Origin of the sequence: Blautia sp. An46 (assembly GCF_002161645.1) — a bacterium.
Classification (GTDB): Bacteria; Bacillota; Clostridia; order Lachnospirales; family Lachnospiraceae; genus Blautia; species Blautia ornithocaccae.
On sequence record NZ_NFIF01000017.1, the window covers coordinates 50,832 to 72,472 of the forward strand.

19 protein-coding genes and 1 pseudogene are annotated in these 21,641 nt (G+C 44.9%); 8 read left to right on the forward strand and 12 right to left on the reverse strand.

The annotated features are described in order from the left end of the window. Positions 1–27: 27 nt before the first annotated feature. The 11 genes and pseudogenes from B5G00_RS13570 to B5G00_RS19135 all read right to left on the reverse strand — a co-directional run bounded on the left by B5G00_RS13570 (position 28) and on the right by B5G00_RS19135 (position 11,672). Positions 28–3,072, reverse strand: coding sequence for an SrtB-anchored collagen-binding adhesin (locus B5G00_RS13570; protein ID WP_087273610.1), 3,045 nt, complete (start codon positions 3,070–3,072; stop codon positions 28–30). A 584-nt stretch (positions 3,073–3,656) separates the two neighbouring features. Beyond that, positions 3,657–4,868, reverse strand: a complete 1,212-nt coding sequence (locus B5G00_RS13575) for a site-specific integrase (RefSeq protein WP_087273612.1) — start codon at positions 4,866–4,868, stop codon at positions 3,657–3,659. 166 nt (positions 4,869–5,034) lie between these two features. Continuing rightward, positions 5,035–5,286 (reverse strand): DUF6462 family protein, encoded by a 252-nt coding sequence (locus tag B5G00_RS13580; RefSeq protein WP_330396371.1) that lies wholly within the window; start codon positions 5,284–5,286, stop codon positions 5,035–5,037. 272 nt (positions 5,287–5,558) lie between these two features. Next, entirely contained in the window at positions 5,559–6,857 is a 1,299-nt protein-coding gene (locus B5G00_RS13585; protein WP_087273616.1) for a virulence-associated E family protein, read from the reverse strand. Positions 6,858–6,870: 13 nt separating this feature from the next. Next, complete coding sequence (locus tag B5G00_RS13590) at positions 6,871–7,518, reverse strand: CHC2 zinc finger domain-containing protein (RefSeq protein ID WP_206423797.1); 648 nt, start codon at positions 7,516–7,518, stop codon at positions 6,871–6,873. A gap of 71 nt (positions 7,519–7,589) precedes the next feature. Then, positions 7,590–9,179, reverse strand: coding sequence for a MobQ family relaxase (gene mobQ / locus B5G00_RS13595; protein ID WP_087273622.1), 1,590 nt, complete (start codon positions 9,177–9,179; stop codon positions 7,590–7,592). Between the two features lie 113 nt (positions 9,180–9,292). Further along, positions 9,293–10,141 (reverse strand): MerR family transcriptional regulator, encoded by an 849-nt coding sequence (locus B5G00_RS13600; protein WP_087273623.1) that lies wholly within the window; start codon positions 10,139–10,141, stop codon positions 9,293–9,295. 438 nt (positions 10,142–10,579) lie between these two features. Further along, positions 10,580–10,843 (reverse strand): annotated as a pseudogene (locus B5G00_RS13605) (transposon-transfer assisting family protein); the annotation flags it as partial. A 2-nt stretch (positions 10,844–10,845) separates the two neighbouring features. Beyond that, positions 10,846–11,145 (reverse strand): DUF3847 domain-containing protein, encoded by a 300-nt coding sequence (locus tag B5G00_RS13610; protein ID WP_087273628.1) that lies wholly within the window; start codon positions 11,143–11,145, stop codon positions 10,846–10,848. Continuing rightward, positions 11,142–11,480, reverse strand: a complete 339-nt coding sequence (locus tag B5G00_RS13615; RefSeq protein ID WP_087273630.1) for a DeoR family transcriptional regulator — start codon at positions 11,478–11,480, stop codon at positions 11,142–11,144. The genes B5G00_RS13610 and B5G00_RS13615 overlap by 4 nt, the downstream gene beginning before the upstream one ends. Then, the gene (locus B5G00_RS19135; protein WP_206423798.1) at positions 11,481–11,672 is read right to left on the reverse strand and encodes a hypothetical protein; all 192 of its coding nucleotides are present in this window, start codon (positions 11,670–11,672) and stop codon (positions 11,481–11,483) included. Between the two features lie 533 nt (positions 11,673–12,205). On the opposite strand from B5G00_RS19135, the gene B5G00_RS13630 reads away from it, so the two are divergent. From B5G00_RS13630 to B5G00_RS13665, 8 genes are all read left to right on the forward strand, one after another. Next, on the forward strand, positions 12,206–13,015 hold the full coding sequence (locus B5G00_RS13630; RefSeq protein ID WP_087273635.1) for a helix-turn-helix domain-containing protein: 810 nt from the start codon (positions 12,206–12,208) through the stop codon (positions 13,013–13,015). A 234-nt stretch (positions 13,016–13,249) separates the two neighbouring features. Next, entirely contained in the window at positions 13,250–13,462 is a 213-nt protein-coding gene (locus tag B5G00_RS13635) for a helix-turn-helix domain-containing protein (protein ID WP_087273636.1), read from the forward strand. Then, positions 13,440–14,543 carry a DNA cytosine methyltransferase gene (locus B5G00_RS13640; RefSeq protein ID WP_087273638.1) on the forward strand — a complete coding sequence of 368 codons (1,104 nt, stop codon included), beginning with the start codon at positions 13,440–13,442 and terminating at the stop codon, positions 14,541–14,543. The genes B5G00_RS13635 and B5G00_RS13640 overlap by 23 nt, the downstream gene beginning before the upstream one ends. After that, entirely contained in the window at positions 14,536–15,471 is a 936-nt protein-coding gene (locus B5G00_RS13645; protein ID WP_087273640.1) for a DUF4928 family protein, read from the forward strand. The genes B5G00_RS13640 and B5G00_RS13645 overlap by 8 nt, the downstream gene beginning before the upstream one ends. 5 nt (positions 15,472–15,476) lie before the next feature. Beyond that, positions 15,477–15,917 (forward strand): very short patch repair endonuclease, encoded by a 441-nt coding sequence (locus B5G00_RS13650; RefSeq protein ID WP_087273642.1) that lies wholly within the window; start codon positions 15,477–15,479, stop codon positions 15,915–15,917. 1 nt (position 15,918) lies between these two features. Next, complete coding sequence (locus B5G00_RS13655; protein ID WP_087273644.1) at positions 15,919–16,968, forward strand: DNA cytosine methyltransferase; 1,050 nt, start codon at positions 15,919–15,921, stop codon at positions 16,966–16,968. After that, a complete protein-coding gene (locus tag B5G00_RS13660) occupies positions 16,968–18,014 on the forward strand; it encodes a DUF262 domain-containing protein (protein WP_087273646.1) in 1,047 nt (348 codons plus the stop codon). The genes B5G00_RS13655 and B5G00_RS13660 overlap by 1 nt, the downstream gene beginning before the upstream one ends. Then, positions 18,014–18,691 carry an MAE_28990/MAE_18760 family HEPN-like nuclease gene (locus B5G00_RS13665; RefSeq protein ID WP_087273648.1) on the forward strand — a complete coding sequence of 226 codons (678 nt, stop codon included), beginning with the start codon at positions 18,014–18,016 and terminating at the stop codon, positions 18,689–18,691. Before B5G00_RS13660 ends, B5G00_RS13665 begins: the two co-directional genes overlap by 1 nt. A 376-nt stretch (positions 18,692–19,067) precedes the next feature. Here B5G00_RS13665 and B5G00_RS13670 read toward each other — a convergent pair whose 3' ends face one another. Further along, the gene (locus B5G00_RS13670) at positions 19,068–21,641 is read right to left on the reverse strand and encodes a TrlF family AAA-like ATPase (RefSeq protein WP_087273650.1); all 2,574 of its coding nucleotides are present in this window, start codon (positions 21,639–21,641) and stop codon (positions 19,068–19,070) included.

A 21,641-nucleotide genomic window follows, 5' to 3' on the forward strand; every position in this document is an offset into this window, starting at 1 on the left:
CTTCATCATCATAAGCAGACCGCCCGATTATGAGCGTCTACGCTTGAAGAAGTATGTTCCTGCCACGCCTGCACCAGAAAGAACAAGAAGCCCTAAGAATAAGGCAATATTTGTATTATCACCTGTCTTTGGAGCGTCCGTTGTCTTGCTCGGTGTATCTGGTGTGGTCGGCTGTTCTGGCTCTGTTGGTTCTTCTGGCGTTTCTGGTACTTCTGTGATTGTCACCGTCTGCCCGTCGTCCTCAATGTCCTTATGCTCTGTAACCTTTGTCGGTTCGTCTGGATTGCTCAAATCGTATAATTCCTCAAAGGTCACAAGCTCTTTCCCGCCCAGCTCGGAAGCGTCGAATGTAAAGGCAATCTGGACTTCCATGCTTTCACTGTCGGCAGTAAAGGTATAGTCATTCTCGACACGCTCACCATTGATGATAAGCTCGGCGTTTTCGTCCTTAATCATCTGCCAGCCTTTGAGCTGATACTTTGTGCCGATTTCCAATCCGTCAAGGGTAACGGTATCAATGATTGTCACGTCTTTTCCTGCTTCAATCTCTTTCTTTCCGTCCTCGCTGGTCGCTGTGGTATGGATAGAGATGATACGCTCTGTGATAAGCACAGTCTGTCCCTCGTCGTCAATGTCCTTGTGTTCTGCCACCTTTACAGGCTCGTCCTCATTGGAAAGGTCGTAAAGTTCCTCAAAGGTTACAAGGTTCTGACCGCCCAGAGAAGAAGCGTTGAACGTATATTCCATTTCAATCTTCATTTCTTCGCTGTCGGCTGTGAATGTGTAATCACTTTCCACACGCTGTCCGTCGATAAGAAGCTCGGCGTTTTCCTCTTTCAACATCTGCCAGCCTACAAGCTGATATTTTGTGCCTTTTTCCAGCCCGTCAAGCGTAACCGTATCAATGATTGTTACCTCTTTGCCAGCTACGATAGACTTCTCGCCGTCCTTGCCTGTGGCTGTGGTATGGATAGAGATTTCTTTCTCGTATTCATCAGTGAGTGTCCCTAAGTCAACGGTCACATTGTTTCTGGATACTACGATTTCAAACGGCGGGATAAGCTCAAAGCCTTTGTTGCCCTCACAGCGTAATTCCTCAATGATATAGGTATCGTAAAGCAATGCACCCTTGCTGTCGTCTGGCTCACTTGTTCCAAACCAGATACCGTCCTCGCTGGTCTTTCCTGCGTTGGTGTTGTGCTTGTGGGAAGCCCAGTCAGAAGAAGTGGAGAACTGCCCGTTATCATCTGTCACGATAATGTGGCTCTCACCTGTGGTCTTGCTTGTGATCCTAAACGGAACTCCCGCAAGACGCTGGTGTGTGCCAGCTCCAATCTTGACACCCTCTAGGTCGCCACGCTTCACTTGATTGTAAATGGAAGTGTCCGCACCTGTAAGGTCAACGATTTTTCCGTCCTCTGTGATTTCAAATTCAATCGGTTCTGCACCATCCGTCAAATAGCCCTCTGGTGCTTTGCTTTCCTCGATACGGTATTTCCCGTAAGGAAGTAAATCGGCAGAAGTAGAAGCCACGCCCTCAATGTCGGCAAGGATTGTCTTTACCACTTCGCCTTTATTGTAGAGCTTGCCCTCGACAAGTACGGCATTGTCATTAAGGGAAATGATTTCAAATTCAGCGTCTTTCAAGGTCGCACTACCTTGACCTTTGGTATCGCTGGTTTCTAAATCTCTTTTCTGGATTTTTACACCACCTCTAATGATTTTATCTGATACATGATACTGATTGCTTCCAGACAGTACGGCAATGTCGCCGTCCTCGGTAATCTGTGTAAGGTACATTCCCTTAATCTGTTCCTCGCTACCATTTGCCTGCATATATGCACCGTCAAGAAGATAGCCGTTAGGAGCTTTCGTTTCCTCAACGGTCAGCGTTCCTAAAGGAAGCACGTTCTTTCCATCCTGTGTATAGAAGCTGTCCCCAGATACCTTGTATTCATCAGAAAGGCGGGAAACGTAATGGATAGTGCCGTCGCTGTCCTTTTCAGCGATTGTCTTTGTCACCCATGTTTTTGTCGGCTCGCTGGGGAGATTGTCAGCGGTATAGTGTCCCGCATAGAATTTCCATGTGAACTCCGCACCCTCTAGGGAAGCGTCGCCCTGTGGAGCGTCTTTCTGGGTTTCCATGTCAATCTTGAAAAGCTCGATAAGGGTATCTGTAACCTTTGGCGTATCTGATACATTGAGCGTTGCCGTCTTGCCAGCTTCCACATTTAAGGAATACACTGTATTATCCACCTTGTAGCCAGCAGGAGCGGAAAGCTCTTTGATGTAGACTGTACCAGCCTTTACTTCCACGGTATCAGTGTTCCCGCTGTTATCAGTCGTAAGTGTGGCAAGCTGTTTTGTGCAGCCCTTATCAGAATAGACACCATAAGTCGCACCAGCGATAGAGTAAAGCCCGTTCCCGTCGGTAATGCTGGCATTACTGGAAGTCTTTTTAAGGGTGGCATTTCCTACGGCAAGTTTCGCCCAGAACTGTCCAATGTCCTGTCCCTCGCCAGAGTAGATATAACCGCCACATTCATAGCGTCCTTTGTTCTCGCTGGCAAAGGCTTTCGCCCCAGCGTACACCTCGTCCTGTATCGCCTTTGGGATTTCATCATAGGAAGCTCTGACGTTATCGCATTGCCAGCCCAGATGAACACTCAATCTCTGCCATACGACGCACTGTTTCAAAAGGTAGATATGCTGACTGCTCAATCCGCTGTGGCTCTGCACATACTGATTGACATACTCGATTGAGAGGGCAACATCTGAAATCTGGTCGTAGCTCATGCGTGTGCTTGCGTCAGCTCTGGTCTTATAGCCGTTGCGGAAGTTGGTGTTAATATCCACGCAGAAAGCGTCCTCGCCCTCAACGGTCATGTGTCCCTCATTGAATGTCGAACCGATAGAGCCGTCATTCATTACTTTTTCAACAATACCGACACGCTCGGCACTTTCTGTCCAGTATTGCTTCTCGGAAGCGTGGACTGCCGTTGTCGGCAAAGCGGTAACGATAGTCGCAAAGGCAAGGAAGCCTGTGGCTAATCGCTTCAATATCTTTTTCATAGCTTTTAAAATTCTCCTTTCGTTTGGATATAGAAAAAGCCGTCCATTTCTGAACGGCTGGAAATAGAAAAGGAACGTCAATATCGGCGTTCCATAATCTACTTGCGATATTCAATTTTACAATTTGTGATACTGATATACTGTAACAAGAAAAGGTATCTCTCTGCTGATTGACACCAATTTTGACACCAATTTTTTATAAAATGACGATTTCTGACGAGTTGAGATAAAATCATAAAATCCGAGAAACACCCATAAATAGGCACTTACGGCACTCTATGAAGTTAGACAAAAGCCACACTGCGATAACAAGAGATGAGTGCTAATAATTTTGTGAAAAAATTGTGAAGTCCCGATTTTCCTTGATTTTACGGGCTTCACGCCGGTTTTTCTTTTCGTAATTCCCTTGTTTTTTGGTCTACTACACCACATTTACACCATTTTCATGCAAGCTATGAGCCATGCAGGGATAAGACCGGAATGCCCGTTGGGAGCTTGCTCACATAAGGGCAGCTTCGGGATTAGACCTATACGGCGACAGCCGTGACCGAACAAACTTGTTCGTGAGGTGCATGGCGGATTTCTTATACCACTTGAACAGCGTCCATTTTGGCAATCTCATTTTCAATCCTTGCCCGCTCTGTGATATGGTTGTAGACTTCCATTGTCACGCCGATATTGGCGTGTCCCATGATATACTGCACTACTTTCATATCAAGTCCTTGTTCCGCCATTCTGGTACATCCGGTATGCCGCAGGGTATGAGCAGAAATTGAAGGCATACATTCCGCTTCCCGTTTTTCTTTCTTAGCCTGTTCCGTCTCCTGCTTATTGTAAGCAGCTACGATATTATAAAGGACATTGTTGACGGCGCTCGGCATAAGCGGCCTGCCGTTTTTGCTCATAAAGATGAAATCTGTACGCCCTTCAATCTCAACATTCCTCGGAATCCTCTGTAAGAAATTCTGGCGTTTCTGGGCTGCAAAGGCTTTATAGACCGTTTCACTCATGGGAATCTTTCGGATACCGGCGTCCGTTTTCGGAGTGGATACATGGAATTTATACCCATCCCCGTAGTTTTTATAGATTAACTGGCAGCTTATGGAAACTTCCTTCTTTTCCATATCCACATCCGCCCATGTCAATCCAATCAACTCCCCGCACCGGCAGCCCGTTCCTATCATAATCTGCAACATCGGCAGATACACGTTATAAACGCTGCTCCGTTCTACGAAGGACAGAAGCCGGTTCTGCTGGGATGGCGTCAATGCCATTTTTTCTTTTGCCGGTTCCCCATTATCCCCCAAAGCGTCCTTTGCCGGATTCTTGCGGATAATATCATCATCCACGGCCATTTCAAAGCTGGGATAAAGCAGATTGTGAATCAGCTTGATGGTACTGTGGGAATACCCGTCTTTCGTAAGTCTGGAATAAAACAGCCGGATATGGGACGGTCTGACCTGAACCACTTTCATCCCGCCGATTTCATCCCTCACACGGTTATTCCACGTTGCAATGTAATTGCTCCGTGTACTGTCTGCCAGTTTCTTCGATTCTATATACCGCTCAAACAGTGCGTTGACCGTCAGTTTCTTTGCCGCCCTGTCGGTTACGATACCATCGTCCATTTCTCTGGCAATCTGCCGTTCTTTCTCCCGGAGCGCTGCCAAATCAGCGTCATAGATTGCGACACGCTTCCCCGTCCTTTCATCGGTATAGCGGTACATATACAGCCCATCTTTTCTCTGGGATTCTCCAACCTTCAGATTTCTTCCTCTATTATCTTTTCTTGCCATAAAATCATTCCTTTCTGCGCTTTGCTGGTTCCATACCTCTTTGCCAGTCGGAATGATTTTTGCCTTGCACCATCAGTATAGCATAAATCCACTCCCACGGACAGGTGATTGCTAAAGATTTTCAGGAACCGGCAACATTTTCTGCCGGTTCCTGTACCTCTTCTGTTTATTCCGCTATGGCTTCCAGATACTTCTCTATCTTGCTGACAGAATACAGCACCCGGCGCCCAATGGTAATCCTCGCCCCGGCGTCCTCCGCAATCTTTCTGGCAGTAGCCTGCCCGCAGGAGAGCATAGCCGCAAGTCCTTCAATATCTACAGTGAGCATTTGTTTCGATTCTCGTTCCTTCGTCTGTCTCAATAAAATACCTCCATAACTGTCGTTGTCGCAGCAGTCGCCAAATGGATATGCAAGCATATCCGCTTGGCTCGTTGCCTGCGCAAATGAAATAAGCCAGACAGGAGAAGGTCGGCAACGAAGTCCGGCAACGGGCGCGGGAAAACCTCGAAAACAATCTCTGTCTGGCGGGTTACTGTTTATTTACTTTTTCTTTTATTTTTCTGTTGCTTTGGTTGTCAGAGAGGAGAAAAGCCCGCAGTTATGGGCTTTTTCCGGGCTAATGCCCTGCAACCGGCTCGGCAACGGGATAGCAACGGGGTCGGCAACCGGCTGTGGTTTCCCCGGATTTTTCAGAAGGGAAGCTCCATCTGCTCTGTGACTTCCACAAATCCGTCCGGCGTTTTTTCGCGCCCGTTGTCAGCGCCCGTTGCCGGGGTTTCCCGTTCCCAGCCCTTTTGTCTGCCGTATCCCTCAAATATCCGGGGATTGGAGAAATACTTCCATCCCGTGATACCATGGTTCATAATGTCGTTGACTTCCCGGATTTCCCATTGTTTCGGCTCGTCAAAGGGGTGGTTTAAGGCTTCCTTGAAAAGCTGCTTGGAGCAAACGGCGCTGCCGGTGTAGCGGTCAAGGTACGCCTGTATCATCCCGGCTTTGGTGTCCTCCGGCATGAAATCCCGCTGGTGTTCTTTGAGGTACTGTATCATTTCGGGTGTAAAAGACAGCTTAAAATCGCCGCTTTTGTAGGTCGTCATGGCTTCCGCCCATACCTGTTCAATATAGGCTCTGGAAGCGGCTTCATCGTCCAAAATGTGTACCTCGGCCTTCCCGGGGTAGACCATGACCGGCAGGAAGCGCCGGTTCCCGGAACGGTCAAGTGGCAGGAAGTCCAGCGCATTGGAAGTCCCGCCAAACACGCATTGCCGCAGCCTGTCCTCCGGGTGGGTTTCGTAGGGGATTTTATAGACCTCCTTCTGGCGGCTGAGGAAAGACTTGATTTCCTCTATGCTCTTGGCGTTGGCGGTGGCAATCATCTCCGACATCTCGATTATCCAGTGGCCTTGTAGCTTACGATACACGTTATCATCGTCCAGCTTCCGCAAATCATCGGAAAACCACTCGTCTTTTACCGCCAGCAGCCGGAAGAAGGTGGACTTCCCGGCTCCCTGACCGCCCACCAGACAAAGCATGACCTCAAATTTACAGCCGGGGCAGAACGCCCGGTGGATGGCTCCCAGCAGGAACAGCCGCAGGGAATGGTAAGTGAAGTTGTCCGTATCGGCTCCCAGAAAGTGCCGCAGGCAGTAGCGGATACGCTCTTTCCCGTCCCAGACAAGGCCGTTCAGGTAGTCCCGGATGGGATGGTAGCTGTTGGCGTCTGCGGCCAGATCGGCGGCGTCTGCTATCTTTTTCTCGCTTGTCAGGCCGTAGGTATCTTCCAGATACAGCCGGATATATTTCATATCTGTGTCGGTTATGGCCTTGCTGCCGGTTCTGCGTTTCCTGCCGATGGGCTTTAGAAGGTCAATGCGCTCGGTCAGGAGATTTTTCGCAACCGCCCCGGAAAGGACGGGGTCATACTGGAACACGGTCAGGCAGTTGTGGATACTGTTCCGCACGCCGCCTTTCTCGGTACTTTCCAGCATGGCTTTCACTTCCTCAACGCTCCGGGGCGGGGGTGCGGCTTCGATGGTGTCCGTCACGGCCTGCCGCAGTTCGGGCGGCAAGGTCTGCCATTCTCCGCTCAAGGTTCCTCACTTCCTTTCCGTAGCTGGCAATCAGGGCAGCCCGTTCCCCTATGTCGGAGAACAGCAGCACATCCAGCAGATATTCCACATGGGATTGTTTCTGCAAGGCTTCCACGAAAAGCGGGTGCCATTCTTCCTCCGGCGTCTTGGGGGCATAGTCCCGCTTCCAGCGGCGCAGCAGATTGTGATAGTCAGACAGTACCCGGAAACAATATCGCTCCATACGCTTGAATTGCTGTTCCGGGCTTTCCTGACGGGGATTTCGCTTCGGGCGGCTCCTGCCGTGTGGCTCCCTGTCCTCATAGGGGATGGAGAAGTCCTGCGCCAGCATGAGGGCTGCTTCCCTGGAGCTGACATTTTCCAGACGGGAAACAAAGTCAATCACATCCCCGTCTGCCTGACAGCCGAAGCAATGGAAGCGCCGGTCAACCTTCATGCTGGGGTTTTTATCGTCATGGAAGGGGCAGACGCACATCCCGTTTTTCCCTACCCGGATACCGTAATGCTCGGCGGCCTGCCGGGTGGTAACAGACTGCTTCACGGCTTTAAATACGTTCAATAGGCAAATCCTCCTGAAAATAGAAAAAGCGCCTGTCATTCTCACGTGGAAAATGGCAAGCGCCTGATTGGTTAAAGTTCCATATCCTGTTTTTGCTGGCGGCGGGGCGTCTGGCGTTTCTGTTCTTCCCGCTGCTTCACGCCCTCTATCTTCCAGCTTAATTGTTCATTGAGGGACGGTTTCTTTCCCGGCTCAGCCACGGCTCGGCGCTGCTCCGGCGGCAGCACATGGTTTATCCAGTTCCGCACATCCCGCAACTGCTTCATGTCCTCCTGAACTGCCTGCAATCCCTCGTTCTTTTCAGACAGTTCCCCGGAAAGCTGCACCCGTTCCTTCTTCAACTCTTTCGTATCAAAAGGCAGTTCCTCCTGATGGGCTTTGAAAAAACGTTTGGCAGCAAGGTAGGCGTCCAGTTCTTCCCGGTGTTCGGCGGCAAACTTCTCCTTCCGAGTTTTCCAGCCGATGGAAGCATATTTCTTGTAAACCTCTTTGTAGGCTCCGTGGTTGGCAAGATGGGAAAGCGTGGTGTCAATGATCTTTATCCGGCGTTCCGATTTTTTTATGTCGGCCTTTACGGAAAGTATCTCCCCACTGACCTTATCCAGATAAGCGTCAAGGCTCTCCACGGTGGAAATCTCTTTCTGCCGCAGGAAGTCAAGGGCTTCCATGACCTTGTTGAAATCTCCAACAGTGCCTTTCAGCTTCCCCTTGGAAGTCCAGCCGGTACGTTCCTCGCTCCGTTTATCCAGATACCGGGAAAGCAGTTCGGGGATGGTCGGCTCCTTTGCCTGTTCCAGCGCTTCCAGCAGCGCCGCCTTTTTCTCTTTCAGGCCGGACAGCCAGCCTTTTAAGCTGAGTACCATCTGCCGGATAGACTGCATGAGGGAATTGGCGGCTTTGATGTCCCGGTTCAGGTTGCCGATGTTGGTCTGTATGCCTTTCTTCTCCAACTGGCTGACCGCTGGCCCCATGTGGACGGTGGGGATTTTATCAATCCCCTGTCGGGCATAGGAGCGAAGGTCAAGGCGCTCCGGGCTGCCGATGGCTTCCAGATAGCGGTTCGCCGTATCAGCCCAGCCCTGCCGCCATATCTCGGCGTACTTCTGGTCGTTCCAGTCCACGGTGTCCTCCTTGTGGCTTTTCCATCTGCCGGACGCAAGCCGGATACGCTCGCCGTTCTCGTCAAGGTCGTAGACCTTCCGGCTTTTAGGGAGCCATTTCCCGGTTTCGTCCATCGCCCGCATGGTCAGAAGGATGTGGGCGTGGGGATTTCCGTCCCCCTTGTCATGGATGGCGAAGTCGGCAATCATGCCCTTGGAAACGAAAAACTCCCAGCAGTAGTCCCGGATAAGGTCGGCATACTGTGACCGGGGAAGTTCCCTCGGTATGGCAAGCACGAACCTCCGGGCAAGCTGGGAGTTCCATTGCTTTTCAATCGCTTCGGCGGCGTTCCACAAGGTATTCCGGTCTGCGTACTCCGGCGGGGCATGGGGCGGCAGCATGATTTCGGTGTGGACGATTTCGCTTTTATAGGAATAGTATTTCTGTTTCTGGTCATATTCGGAAAACAGCCGTTCCCCGCTCTGGTAGGCAGCAGACGCAACGGCTGACTGGCGCTTGCTGCGCTGGATGATTTTCACATCAAAGTGCGGGCATGGCAAGTAGTGTCCTCCTTCCTCCCGGCGTCCGGGCATAAAAAGAGCAGGGAACCTGTTTTAAGATTTCCTGCTCGGTGGTGCCGCCGGTGGCGGCTGGTATTCAGTTAAATTTCAGATTACTGGTGTTTATAGAAGGCTTCTATTGCCTGTGCGAAAAACTCGGAAGCGCCTTTGCCATATTGTTCATCTATCATCGGCTTTATTTTTTCATTGCGGTAGTACTGCACATGTGCCAGCATAATTCCTTCTTCATTCTTTACCTGTGTTAACTGCTTCATAACAAAGCCAAATTCTCCAACTACTTCTTTAACTTCAAAGCTGTCTACATCGCATCCTCTTTTGGCAATCAGTTTTTGCAAAATCGCTTCTATTCGCTTATTGTAGCTTTCTGCAACTTCTGTACTGATGGGATTATTTGCGACAGACAAGAAGTTATCTTTCCCGCCATACCACTCAACAACCTTTGCGTAGCCTTTCTGCATTTTTTCTGAAGAAACCACTTCCATATAATGTTTTTTCCATTCTCCAACGCTTCCAAATTCTTTAACAGCAAGCTCTCTCATGTTGTCGGGCATATTGTCAAACATAGTTTGAAACATTTCTTCAATTTCTGCTTTGCTGAAAATCGCAAAATCCATTTTGTTATCTCCTTTCAAAATGTCATCGATACTGGAAATCAAGCGTTCCATACGTTCCTTTTTTGCAACCAGCATTTTTCGCTGCATTTGCAAAATCTGATTTTTTTCAAGCGCCGGATTATCCATAACAGCTTTGATTTCTTTTAAGGGAATATCAAATTCACGGAAAAACAAAATCTGTTGTAATGTTTCCAGTGCTTTATCGTCATAAAGCCGGTATCCCGCTTCACTTTTATCGGTTGGCTTTAACAGTCCGATTTCATCATAATAGTGGAGCGTGCGCACGCTGATACCTGTTAAATCTGATATTTCCTTTACCGTCCTCATAGCTGCCTGCCTCCTGCTCTTGATATATTCACTTTAATCTATGACGCTCCGTGAGGGTCAATAGGTAATTTCAAATTTTTCTTTGAGTATATCATTTTTCTGCCTGCTTCGGAAGAAACAGCATAGGCCGATATATAACTTGCTGGACGGGAACAGCTTGCAGCGCAAGGTGTTTCCGGGCGGCAAGTCCACAAAGGGGTAGCTGGCGGCAGCCAGCGCAGGGGAAGTGTAGCTTCCCCTGTGATGATTGACAGGAGCCGGAACGCTGCGGGCAATCATCCGCTTTCCGCAGGAAGCCCCGGCAGGGCGCAACACACTACCTTCAGGTGGTGTATAGTTGCGCCCTCTTTCAGAGGGGTAGTCCACGGGCTGCGGCTCTGGAAGCAATTATGACCGTTCCCGGTCTGGCTCTTTTCTCTTGGAATGTGGCTTTTCCGTCCTCGCCTGTGCCTTGGCTTCGGCAAGCCTGCGCCTGATGGAATTGTCCCGCTTCTGGATAAACCGCTGCTTCGTATCAGCGATAAAGCAGCGGCATTCCGGCTCCGGGATGGCGTCCAGCTTTCGGATGGTACTCTCCACAATCTCCCGTGTCTGCCGGTCACGGATAACCGGCACGATTTCTTTCAGCCCCGCAAGGGTTTCTCCCTTCGTACCGGCGGCGTACTGATAGACCATAGCCAACTCGTCTTTTGAAAAATTCATCTTCATTCTGCGCCCTCCTTCTCTGTGCCGTTTCCAGAGAACACTTTTTCCATAAGCTGACGGGTGCTGTCCTGCCAGAACAGCAGCTTCAAGAACAAACTGACCTGTTCATCCGTGATGGCTTCCGGGTGGGGAAGGTAGCTTTCCAGCATGGCAGCTCTGGTGCAAAGCCGGTGCGTCCGTTCCTTCCGTGTCAACGTCTTTATCTGGTGTTCCAATATCTTTTCTTCATGCTGCGCCCTCCGCAGCTTCTTTTCCGTTTTCTCTATCTCCTGATTGAGTTTTTCCAGCTTTTCATTCATAGGCGGCTGTCCTCCTTCTTGGGAATGAGTACATATATTTTGTTGGGTTTCCCGAAGCCCTGACGCACTCGCAGTATCAGTCCGGCGTCCTCCAATTCATTCAGGGAACGCTTCACGGTCATGGTGCTGCGGGCAAGTGCCGCCGCCAGTTCCACGATGGGGAAATGGATAAATAAAATCCCGTTGGCGTCCTCTATGCCGGATACGAAAACAATATCCAACATCCGGGCGTACATGACCTTTGCGGTGCTGCTGATCGGGAGCCGCAGCATGGCTCTCGGCAGCGGCATACAGGGCGGCAGGGTGGTGTCTGCGGTCATAAATTCAACTTCCATTCAATCGGTGTCCTCCTTTACTTTTCGTTTTGAGCGTTTGGAAAGATAATGGGGGCAATCCACAATGACCGCCAGGAAACTCTGCTTGCAAGTGCGCTGGCATTTCCGGCAAAGGTCGTTGTACGTTACCCGCCCCCGTTCATTGAGGAAGAAAGACAGTTCCAGCTTCCTCTTTTTCGGCATTCTCGGCATGGTGCCTCCTTAAACAAAAATCCGCCCATTTCAGCCGTAACAGCCGCAATAGACGGATAGCAGATTTTAGTGTTGTGTTTCGGGGCGATTTTCAGGGAAAAAGCGGCCATAAAGCCGCCCGGAAATCCCCCGTAGTAATACGGATAGGGCAGACTATGCCCTATCGAATTGTTGTGTTTCGGTATCAATTCGGTGTTCATTTTTGCCGGTTCTCCCTGATGTCGTTCCTGCCCCTGACTCTCACAACGGCGTTTCGCTCCCTTTGGTACGCTCGTTGCGGTCAGGGTTCCTCCATTTCCCTTCCGCAAGTCGTTGCGCTACATCGCCGGGGAGCATATCCCATACAGGCCGGTCATTCGATTGGAATAATCCATCGATGAACTACCTGTATCATAGACCATTTTTGTTCCCTATGCCGTATATCCACAAAGTAGGATTTCGGGGCGAAAAACGGAAATTTCCACGATTATGGAAAGTATGGTATAATTCAGCTATGCGGCAGGAAAACAGCCGCCGGGAAGGAGTGAACGCCCATGTTAAAAGCGACAAGCATACAGGAGCGTCTTTGGGAGTTACGCAAGGATAAAGGCTTAAATCTGGAAGAATTGTCAAAGCTGACCGGCATTTCTAAATCAGCCCTTGCCAGCTACGAATCCAACGATTACAAGGAAATCAACCACGGCAATCTTATCACGCTGGCAGACTTCTATGAGGTATCACTAGATTATCTGTTCTGCCGGACAGAAAACCGGGAGCAGATAAACACGCCCCTGATGGAACTGCACCTGAATGATGAAATGGTGGCGCTGCTAAAGAGTGGCCGTATCAACAACCGCCTGCTCTGCGAACTTGCCACGCACAAGGATTTTATCAAGTTTCTGGCTGACATTGAAATCTATGTGGACGGCATTGCAACCATGCAAATCCAGAACCTCAATGCCCTTGTTGATACCATACGTCATGAAATCATAGAACGGTATCGCCCCGGAGAGGATGACCCGCATTTGAAAACGCTGCAAGCCGCTCATGTAGATGACGATGATTATTTCAGTCATATCGCACTGGACGATATAAGCGCCATTATCCGGGATATACGGGAAGCCCACAAGAAAGACAGCGAAAGTGCGCCCCTGACTACCGTTGCCGATGAACTGCGTGAAAATCTGGAAGCGGTTGAAAACTTCAAGGGGAGCCGTCAGGAAAAACAGGCGTTCCTTTATTGTAAGCAGCTTGGTATCAATTACAAAAATCTTTCGGAAGAAGAATTTCGCTGGCTCATTCGGATTCTCCAAAAGTCAAAGAAAATGGGGGCGCCGGTCAGCCAGAGAAAGAAGCGCAAATGAAAACTGCCGTTGTGGGAAGGAATGTTCCTGCAACGGCAGCGTCTTTTATTCGCCGGTATATGCAATTTCTATCTCATAGCCGCCGTCCTCATTGTGAGTGTGAAAGGAAATCGGCTAATCAGAATTATTATAAAATCGACCAAAAAATTTTCTTGAAAGTTATTGCTTTGTTTCGTTTAAACGAATATAATTATATCAGTTTTCAAATTCAAAAACAGGTTCGAGGTGTCACAAATGAACGGATATATAACGGTTCAAGAAGCTGCTGAAAAATGGGGCGTAACGCCACGTCAGGTTCAAATTCTTTGCAAAGAAAACAGAATTGTCGGCGCTATGCGTATGAGCCGCATCTGGATTATTCCTGAGGATGCCCAAAAACCTACTAATAGCAAACGAACTTCAAATAAGACGGGAGGAACAAAGATTGTTGCAACGCACTCTCTATAAAAAACAAAATGTTGACCTGTCCTCTGCGCCTTGGACAATGCATGAATTTTTTGCTGGAAGCGGATTAGTCGCATACGGTTTAAAAGGTATGTTTGCACCAATCTGGGCTAATGATATTAGCGAACAAAAAGCGGCCGTATATGAAGCCAATTTTGGATGCGAACATTTTGAGCTTAACGATATAAAAAATATTCATGGAAAAGATTTACCTTTTGCTCATTTATCTTGGGCTAGTTTTCCGTGTCAGGACTTATCTTTGGCAGGTTCCTTGGGCGGTATTCATGCATCCAGAAGCGGGTTAGTATGGGAATGGTTACGCGTATTAGATGAAATGGAGGAAAAGCCCAGAATATTAGCTTTGGAGAATGTAACCGGATTACTCTCAACAAATGGCGGTAATAATTATCGTACTCTCCATATGGCGCTTGTAGAACGGGGATATAACTGCGGCGCTATAGTTTTAAATGCTTCCCACTTTGTTCCACAGTCAAGACCGAGAGTTTTTGTTATTGCCGTACAACATGGATATAAAATTCCTACATATCTGATCGGAAACGCTCCATGTTGGCTGCATAATAAAGCCGCCTTCGATTTGGGACGAACTTTACCCGGATGGATTTGGTGGCAAACAGAGAAACCTCCTCGCCGGCATAGCGTATTGAAAGACATTATTGATGAGAACTCAAAATTTGATAAAGATACTGTATTACGGCTTATTCCAGAGCGCCATCAAGCAAAGTTAAATGAATATGATACAGTTTACGCTACAGGTTATCGTCGAACACGTCATGGAAAGCAACAATTAGAACTGCGCTTTGACGGTATAGCCGGGTGTTTACGAACTCCTGAAGGCGGAAGTAGCAAGCAGTATTTAGTTGTCAAAAAAAATAACGAAGTCCATGCCCGTTTATTGACAGTGCGCGAAGCCGCCAGACTAATGGGCGCGCCGGATAGTTTCATTCTTCCCGGCAGCTATAACGATGGCTATAAAGCGATGGGAGATGCCGTTGCTATGCCAGTCGCTCGGTTTATCGGAGAAAAATTTCTTACAAAACTTGCGGAGGCCGTATACAATGATTAGTACAGAAGAAAGATTGAAAATATTTCAAGATGAAAACAATATCTATACAAAGGGACCGCTGTCATTAGTGGTTCAATTTACCAGGCTAGTTCAGGATAAAAAATTCCCGTTAAATCCAGACGATTTTCAAACAAGTAGCAAAGGGCAGGTCGCTGGGCTTGGCGGCGGAAATCTCAAAAAAATTTTAAAAGAGCATGGCATTACTCAACAGTTATCCGCAGAAGGCGGGCGTACCAGTCGCGGAAGCATGGGATTGATGATTAAATATGTTGATTTTCTTAATGATTGGAACGAAGAAGAAACAGTTAACTTTTCAATCGTTGAAGAATTTTGGGCTGAACAGGTCAGGGAATATTTTAGAAATCAGCCGTTTGTTTTAACCGCCGATACTTCTAAAACGATTGGAGCAAATTTAGACGAATTATTTGAACAGGCTAAGAAACGCCAAAAGCAAAATCCGGGAACACAGTATCTTGGAGCCGTTTTGCAGCATTTAGTAGCCGCGAAATTATGTCTTATCATGCCCGAAAATACATTTGAAATACATGGCGCTTCCGTTGCAGATGCACCCACGGAACGAAGCGGCGACTTTGTCATAAACAATACGATTATCCACTGTACGACAATGCCCGGCGCTTTGCTGATTGAAAAATGCAAAGCAAACTTGCGCGGAGGTTGTTATCCTGTTATTATTACGATTTTTGAACGGGTACATACGGCATTAAATCTAGCTGAAGACGCAGGACTTGCCGGACGTGTTGAGGTATGGGATATTCAGCAATTTCTTTCAGCTAACGTGTACGAGCATAGTCTTTTTGATGAAAGTAAGAGGAATTCTACGCTCTCAGATATTATTAGTCGATACAATGAAATTGTTCTTGAGACTGAAACTGATCCGAGTCTCCGCATCGAATTTGAGGCGAAATAATTATTATGGCCGATGTTTTTGATAATAAGAAGCGCTCTGAAATTATGAGAAAAGTCAAATCCAACAAGAACAAATCAACAGAACTGCGATTAATAGATATATTCAAACAAAATGGCATTACTGGCTGGAAACGCAATTATCCAGTCAAAGGCCATCCTGATTTTGTTTTTCAAAAAGAAAAAATCGCTGTATTTGTAGACGGCTGCTTTTGGCACGGTCACGATTGCCGGAATACGCGTCCGGCAGAAAATAAAGAATACTGGCAAAAAAAACGCGAGCGCAATATGAAACATGACAAGGAAGTAACAGCTATGTTTGAATCGCGCGGCTGGAAAGTTTTACGTATTTGGGAATGTGAATTAAAGAAAAAGAATGAAGCAAATCTATTGCAAAGGCTTTCTGATACTTTTATCGAAAAGAGAGTGCTTAGTAAGGAGGAATCATGATATGCCAGTTACAGCAGTGGACTTATTTTGTGGCGTAGGTGGATTAACGCACGGATTGCAACTAGCAGGAATACCTGTTGTTGCAGGATTTGATATAGAAAACTCTTGCCGATTTGCATATGAACACAACAACAATTCAAGATTTATTCTCCGTGACATTACTCAACTTACCGGTGGCGAATTGAGAGAATATTATCCTAATAATACGACAAAGGTTCTCGTGGGATGTGCGCCTTGTCAACCTTTTTCAACATATTCTTTAAGATATAACAAACACGGAAAGAAAGATAATAAATGGAGATTGCTATATTATTTTGCAAACTTAGTTGAGGAGGTTCTACCTGAGATTGTCTCTATGGAGAACGTTCCACAACTCATTCACGAACAAGTGTTTCGAGACTTTATAAGCCGGTTGGAAGCGTCCGGGTATCACTGCAATTGGCGTGTCGTTAATTGTGCTGAATACGGTGTGCCTCAATGTAGAAAACGATTAGTATTACTCGCTTCTAGATTAGGAAATATTGAGTTGATTCCGCCTTTATATGATGAAGAACATTATAAAACAGTCAGAGATGCAATCGGAAGACTACCCGTAATTGAAGATGGAGCTGTTGACCCTATTGATCCATTGCATCGAGCCAGTAGATTATCAGAAACGAACAGGAAGCGAATACGTCAATCTGTACCTGGCGGTTCTTGGCATGATTGGGATGATGACTTAAAACTACCTTGTCATCAACGAGAATCTGGAAAAGGCTATAGAGCTGTCTATGGACGAATGGAATGGGATAAACCATCTCCCACGATTACGACTCAATATTACGGTTATGGAAATGGACGTTTTGGACATCCTGAACAAAACCGTGCCTTATCCATGCGAGAGGGAGCTTTGTTACAATCTTTCCCTCCTGATTATCAGTTTATTGATCCTGATCATCAGGAAACTAATCGCAGTATAGGGGTACATATAGGAAATGCGGTTCCTGTTGAATTAGGACGCGCAATTGGGACTAGTATTTTACAGCATTTAGAGAATATGGGGGTAATGTAATGTCGCCAAAAAGTATGATTAGCGAAGATCAAAAAATTGCCGCTGAGGAACAAATTCGCTCGTTGAGAAAAGAAATCGATTATAATACTCGCGATTACTCTATTGATTTCCTTATACAGCAATTTCGAGATGACGAATTTTATATTCCAGATGAATACCAAAGACAATATATTTGGAATAATGCAGATAAAAATCGTTTTGTGGAATCTATCCTTTTGGGATTGCCTATTCCTCTCATGTTCTTTTCTGATACTGAGGATGGACGGTGTGAAATCATAGATGGCGCACAGAGGACTCAAGCAATGGAAGAATTTATGTCTGGCGATCTAGTTCTTTCAGATTTAAAAAAGTTAACCTCCCTTAACGGGTTTTCATACAATGATATTCCTGCCTACTTCCGCAAGAAATTCGATAAAACCAATATGCGAATTATAGTTCTGTCCGATGACACAACACTTGAAATACGGCAAGAAATATTCAACAGAATTAATACCACCGGTCGAGGAGCAAATTCTAGTGAAATTCGTCGAGGGAGTTTTCGCGGTCCATTCATGGACTTTTTGATGGAATGTACAAAAGATGAAGTATTTAAATCGGTATGCCCTATAAGCGAAACAATGAAGAAGCGCTATGAACAATTGGAATTAGTAATTAGGTTTTTTGCTTTTGTGGATCATTATCAAGAGTTTACACATCGCGTCGATAATTTTTTGGACGAATATATAGAAAACACTCAATCCTCTTTCGATAAGGATAAAATGAAAGCCGAATTTGACAGAATGCTAAAATTCGTTAAAACATATTTTCCTTATGGTTTTGCAAAAAGTGAACGTGCAAAATCAACGCCTCGTGTGCGATTTGAGGCTATTTCAGTTGGTGTAGCGTTAGCATTGCGCGAAAAACCAGATTTAATTCCAGAATCAATGGATTGGTTAAATTCAGATGATTTTAAACGTCATACAACTACACATGCTAGTAATTCTCCTGCTAGAGTTAGTGGAAGAATACTGTATGTGAAAGATCAACTTCTTAAGGGGACTGTATAATGCAAGCAATTTTTGATATGTTCAATGAACGCATTCAGGAAATAGATTTGTATTTTGAAGCTTTAAAAGAATTAGATCAAGGGAATACTGAACATTTAGATGCTCCGTTTTTTGACAGCGAATTCATTAAGATTCTCAAAGCGAACACATTGCTAATGGTTTACAACTTAGTTGAATCAACAGTAATGGGCGGAATACTAGAAATATACGACAAGCTAAAACAAGAGGGTCTTACATATTCTGATGTTAGGAAAGAGATAAAGGACATATGGTTTGCATACAAATTTAGACAAGTATATGACCAACAAGCCCATTATAATTCATATAAAGATAAAGCTATCGAAATTGTCAATTCCATTTTGACCGGAGAAATAATTGATCTTGATAGAAAGGCAACTGCAATAAGCGGTAATCTTGACGCACAGCAAATTCGTAATGTATGCCATGATCATGGAATATGTTTTACTCCCGAAGCTGGTTGTAGAGGCGGCGTTGTTTTAGAAACTGTTAAAGATCGAAGAAATGATCTTGCACATGGAACGCTTTCTTTTGCGGAATGTGGACGTGATTATAGTATCGAAGACCTCGTTAAAATCAAGGAAGAAACGGTTTTGTTTCTTCGTGGATTGCTCAACGGAATGAAACAGTACTATGATGGTAGGCAGTACAAATTATAAGAACATGAGCGTATCTTCTGAAGCAGGAATGTTTCTGTTTTGAGATCAGTAATGTATAAGCACTAATTTATTGATAAAACACGGTGTACTACACCAATTTCTACACCATTTCCGCATAAATTGATGAATTAAGACGCTCCCAGATAAAAACATCAATGCCGCAGAATCCTTGAAAATAAGGCTCTGCGGCACTTGATAACACAAGACAAAAACCAATCGTAACTAACAAGAGGTGAGTGCTAATTTTTTTAATTTTTTTTGCTTTTCTATAAATGGGGATGCACATCAATTTTCTAAGTATTGATGAGACACCCCCGCAATAAAAGTTATAAATATGTTCGTTAGCGAAATAGAAAATAATCCTATAAAGCTATCATTATATTCCATATTTTTCTTCGCGCATTCTAAAAGCATCAGGACCGCCTTCAAGTATGCCAATTACTTTTTCTTTAACCCCTTGGTCATCAATCGAACCCAGTCCGTCAATGGCTATTCGGCCATTCCCCTCTTCCTCTTCCATAGTGATTATTTGTTCAGCATCACCAAAGACTGGAATATTAGCATTATGAGTAGCCAAAATATATTGCCGTTTAATTTTGTTACTTCTTAATGTTTTTACTAAATTTTCGGCAATAAATGAATTATCAAGATTATCTTCTGGCTGATCGATTATCAAAGGATCTTTGTTATCAAGCAGAAGAAGATTTAATATTGCTGTACACTGCTGTCCTTTTGATAAATCTTTTAATTTTTTAAATTTACCATTAACATTTAGCTCTATTTCTACGATATCTTCAAGCTCCATTTCCTCGATAATCCTTAGATTTTCTCCCGTCAATGTTGATACAATTGTATCAGCAACTCTCTTTGTCAATCCATAGTTCTCTATTAGTTTATCAGCTCCTTGTCTACAATTATTTGCGAAAGTGAAGACATCAAAATCATCATACTCTGCAATTCCACTGATACTTTTTTCCCCAACCCCTATCAAATGTGACGTCAAATAATCTAACAACTTCTTTTTATTTTGTCGGAATTTAATATCAAGTCGAACTGTTCCACATAACTTTTTTCTATTAATTCTTTTAACATTCTGTTTTAAACAACGATCCCGTTCATCACAAATGGTTTTATAATTTTCAATTAAAGTAGCCCTGCTCTCCTCTGCACTGGAAAGCTCTGCTTTTAATCTATTCTGTTTTTCGGCAAGAGGCTTACATTCTTCAGCTTTTTTTACTAAATCACTATATTCATCAACAATATCTTGGCTTGACATATCTTGAACGCCTTCCATAGATTTAAGTGATTGTTTTAGCTGATCATCATATTCTGATTTTCCGTCTTCCCATTTTTTCTTATGATCACTAAATGATTGCTTCAATTTTTTAAGCAATCCATCATATTGAGAATTCAGCTCATCCACTTTACTATTAAAGTCTTCAATCTCCTGTGAAATTGCTATTAATTCAAGATTTTGATATTCTCCAACAGTTATCTTTTGATAATGAGTTGTCTTTAAATTCAAAGAATTTTGAATTGCATTAAATTGTCCTTCTTCAGAAGATAGTCTCCTAAATATTGCTAATTTATCATCTAAACCTGCTTCTGTATAATACTTTAATTTAGCCTGAATTGACGGTAATTCCTCTAAAGAGGTATCTGCAGCCTTTAATTGTTGTTCAATCCCCGATATCATGGAACTATTTTCTACAAGCGCCTCGTGGGCTGCACCCATATTTTCTAATAATTTCTTTGGAATCGAAAATAATCTTTCTGCAACATTGTGGATTTTTAACTCATCCCGGGCAATTTCCATAATTTCATTCTGTCCATAAATTTCTATTGATGGAAGAATGTCACTGACCGTAAGTGGCGACACGGTACCATCCGTAGTTGTAATAACAGGCTCTTGTTTATATCTACGTTTTATTACAAATTGCTGGCCATGCTGTACATTTGAAGTTACAGTAAGCTCGATAATACCTCCACTTGCAAGATTCTGCGCGAGCATACTCTCAAAATCTTTAGCAGAATCTTTACTTGCAGGCGTCTTTCCTAATGCATATCTTATTACGCCAATTAATGTTGATTTTCCAGTTCCTCTTCCTCCAATAATAGTAGCAAGATTTTCAGATAGCTCAAGTGATAATCCATCCAAATATCCACCTGATACTTTTACCTTATTTATACTACTTTGATAATTATTTTCACGTTCTGAGTTTAGACGAATTCTGGATTCCGGATCCTTAAAAGCCATACAGAAATTTTTAAAATTCGGAGAAGACATTTTAACCAATACAGAAGCCGTTTCCTTGTCCAAGTCCTCTGGGGTTTCTACATCCCTTGCATTAATATATGCTGGCATATGCTCCCGCTTATAGCTTAAATCTGTATTATTTATAATATTAACATATGATGGATCAATTTCTTCTCTGGAGGCTGGAATCTGTGCTGCTACAAGACGTTTGTCTTTCCATATATGCTGCATCTTTCCAAGTTTTAAAATACCATTATCTCCAGTGATATGTGCAGCATACCAAAATCCGCCGTTTTCTTCAATTTTAGCAGCAATGTCTAAACATGTTTTCTCACTTGCTTCTGTTCCTTTTTCAACATTCGCAAGCCCCAAGCCGCCAATTATTCTATTAAGCTTTGAAGTATCATATTCTGGCGGGAAAATACAGACCATATGGATTTTTTCAGCGCTTGATATTTCAAAACCCGGGAAAACCATTATTCCCGCATTTTGGAGACAAGTTCTCAATGAAGCAGACGAATCAACGGAACCATGATCCGCAAGCCCCACAACCGAAATATCATTAGCCTGACACCGCTCTAATATTTGCTGATTATATTCCAGCTCATCCTGAGGAATATTTCCTCTATACTTAGCATAAGAAAAAGAATTGACTTGTAATGCACATTTATAATATTTAGCTTTTTCACCCAT

Bases quoted from the DNA above. Each gene is read 5' to 3' on its own strand.
- B5G00_RS13575 (WP_087273612.1), bottom strand. From the start codon at position 4,868: ATGGCAAGAAAAGATAATAGAGGAAGAAATCTGAAGGTTGGAGAATCC.
- B5G00_RS13650 (WP_087273642.1), top strand. From the start codon at position 15,477: ATGGCCGATGTTTTTGATAATAAGAAGCGCTCTGAAATTATGAGAAAA.
- B5G00_RS13660 (WP_087273646.1), top strand. From the start codon at position 16,968: ATGTCGCCAAAAAGTATGATTAGCGAAGATCAAAAAATTGCCGCTGAG.
- B5G00_RS13655 (WP_087273644.1), top strand. From the start codon at position 15,919: ATGCCAGTTACAGCAGTGGACTTATTTTGTGGCGTAGGTGGATTAACG.
- B5G00_RS13670 (WP_087273650.1), bottom strand. From the start codon at position 21,641: ATGGGTGAAAAAGCTAAATATTATAAATGTGCATTACAAGTCAATTCT.
- B5G00_RS13600 (WP_087273623.1), bottom strand. From the start codon at position 10,141: ATGAGGACGGTAAAGGAAATATCAGATTTAACAGGTATCAGCGTGCGC.
- B5G00_RS13570 (WP_087273610.1), bottom strand. From the start codon at position 3,072: ATGAAAAAGATATTGAAGCGATTAGCCACAGGCTTCCTTGCCTTTGCG.
- B5G00_RS13665 (WP_087273648.1), top strand. From the start codon at position 18,014: ATGCAAGCAATTTTTGATATGTTCAATGAACGCATTCAGGAAATAGAT.
- B5G00_RS13635 (WP_087273636.1), top strand. From the start codon at position 13,250: ATGAACGGATATATAACGGTTCAAGAAGCTGCTGAAAAATGGGGCGTA.
- B5G00_RS13615 (WP_087273630.1), bottom strand. From the start codon at position 11,480: ATGGAAGTTGAATTTATGACCGCAGACACCACCCTGCCGCCCTGTATG.
- B5G00_RS13645 (WP_087273640.1), top strand. From the start codon at position 14,536: ATGATTAGTACAGAAGAAAGATTGAAAATATTTCAAGATGAAAACAAT.
- B5G00_RS13610 (WP_087273628.1), bottom strand. From the start codon at position 11,145: ATGAATGAAAAGCTGGAAAAACTCAATCAGGAGATAGAGAAAACGGAA.
- B5G00_RS13585 (WP_087273616.1), bottom strand. From the start codon at position 6,857: ATGCTGGAAAGTACCGAGAAAGGCGGCGTGCGGAACAGTATCCACAAC.
- B5G00_RS19135 (WP_206423798.1), bottom strand. From the start codon at position 11,672: ATGCCGAGAATGCCGAAAAAGAGGAAGCTGGAACTGTCTTTCTTCCTC.
- B5G00_RS13580 (WP_330396371.1), bottom strand. From the start codon at position 5,286: ATGCTTGCATATCCATTTGGCGACTGCTGCGACAACGACAGTTATGGA.
- B5G00_RS13630 (WP_087273635.1), top strand. From the start codon at position 12,206: ATGTTAAAAGCGACAAGCATACAGGAGCGTCTTTGGGAGTTACGCAAG.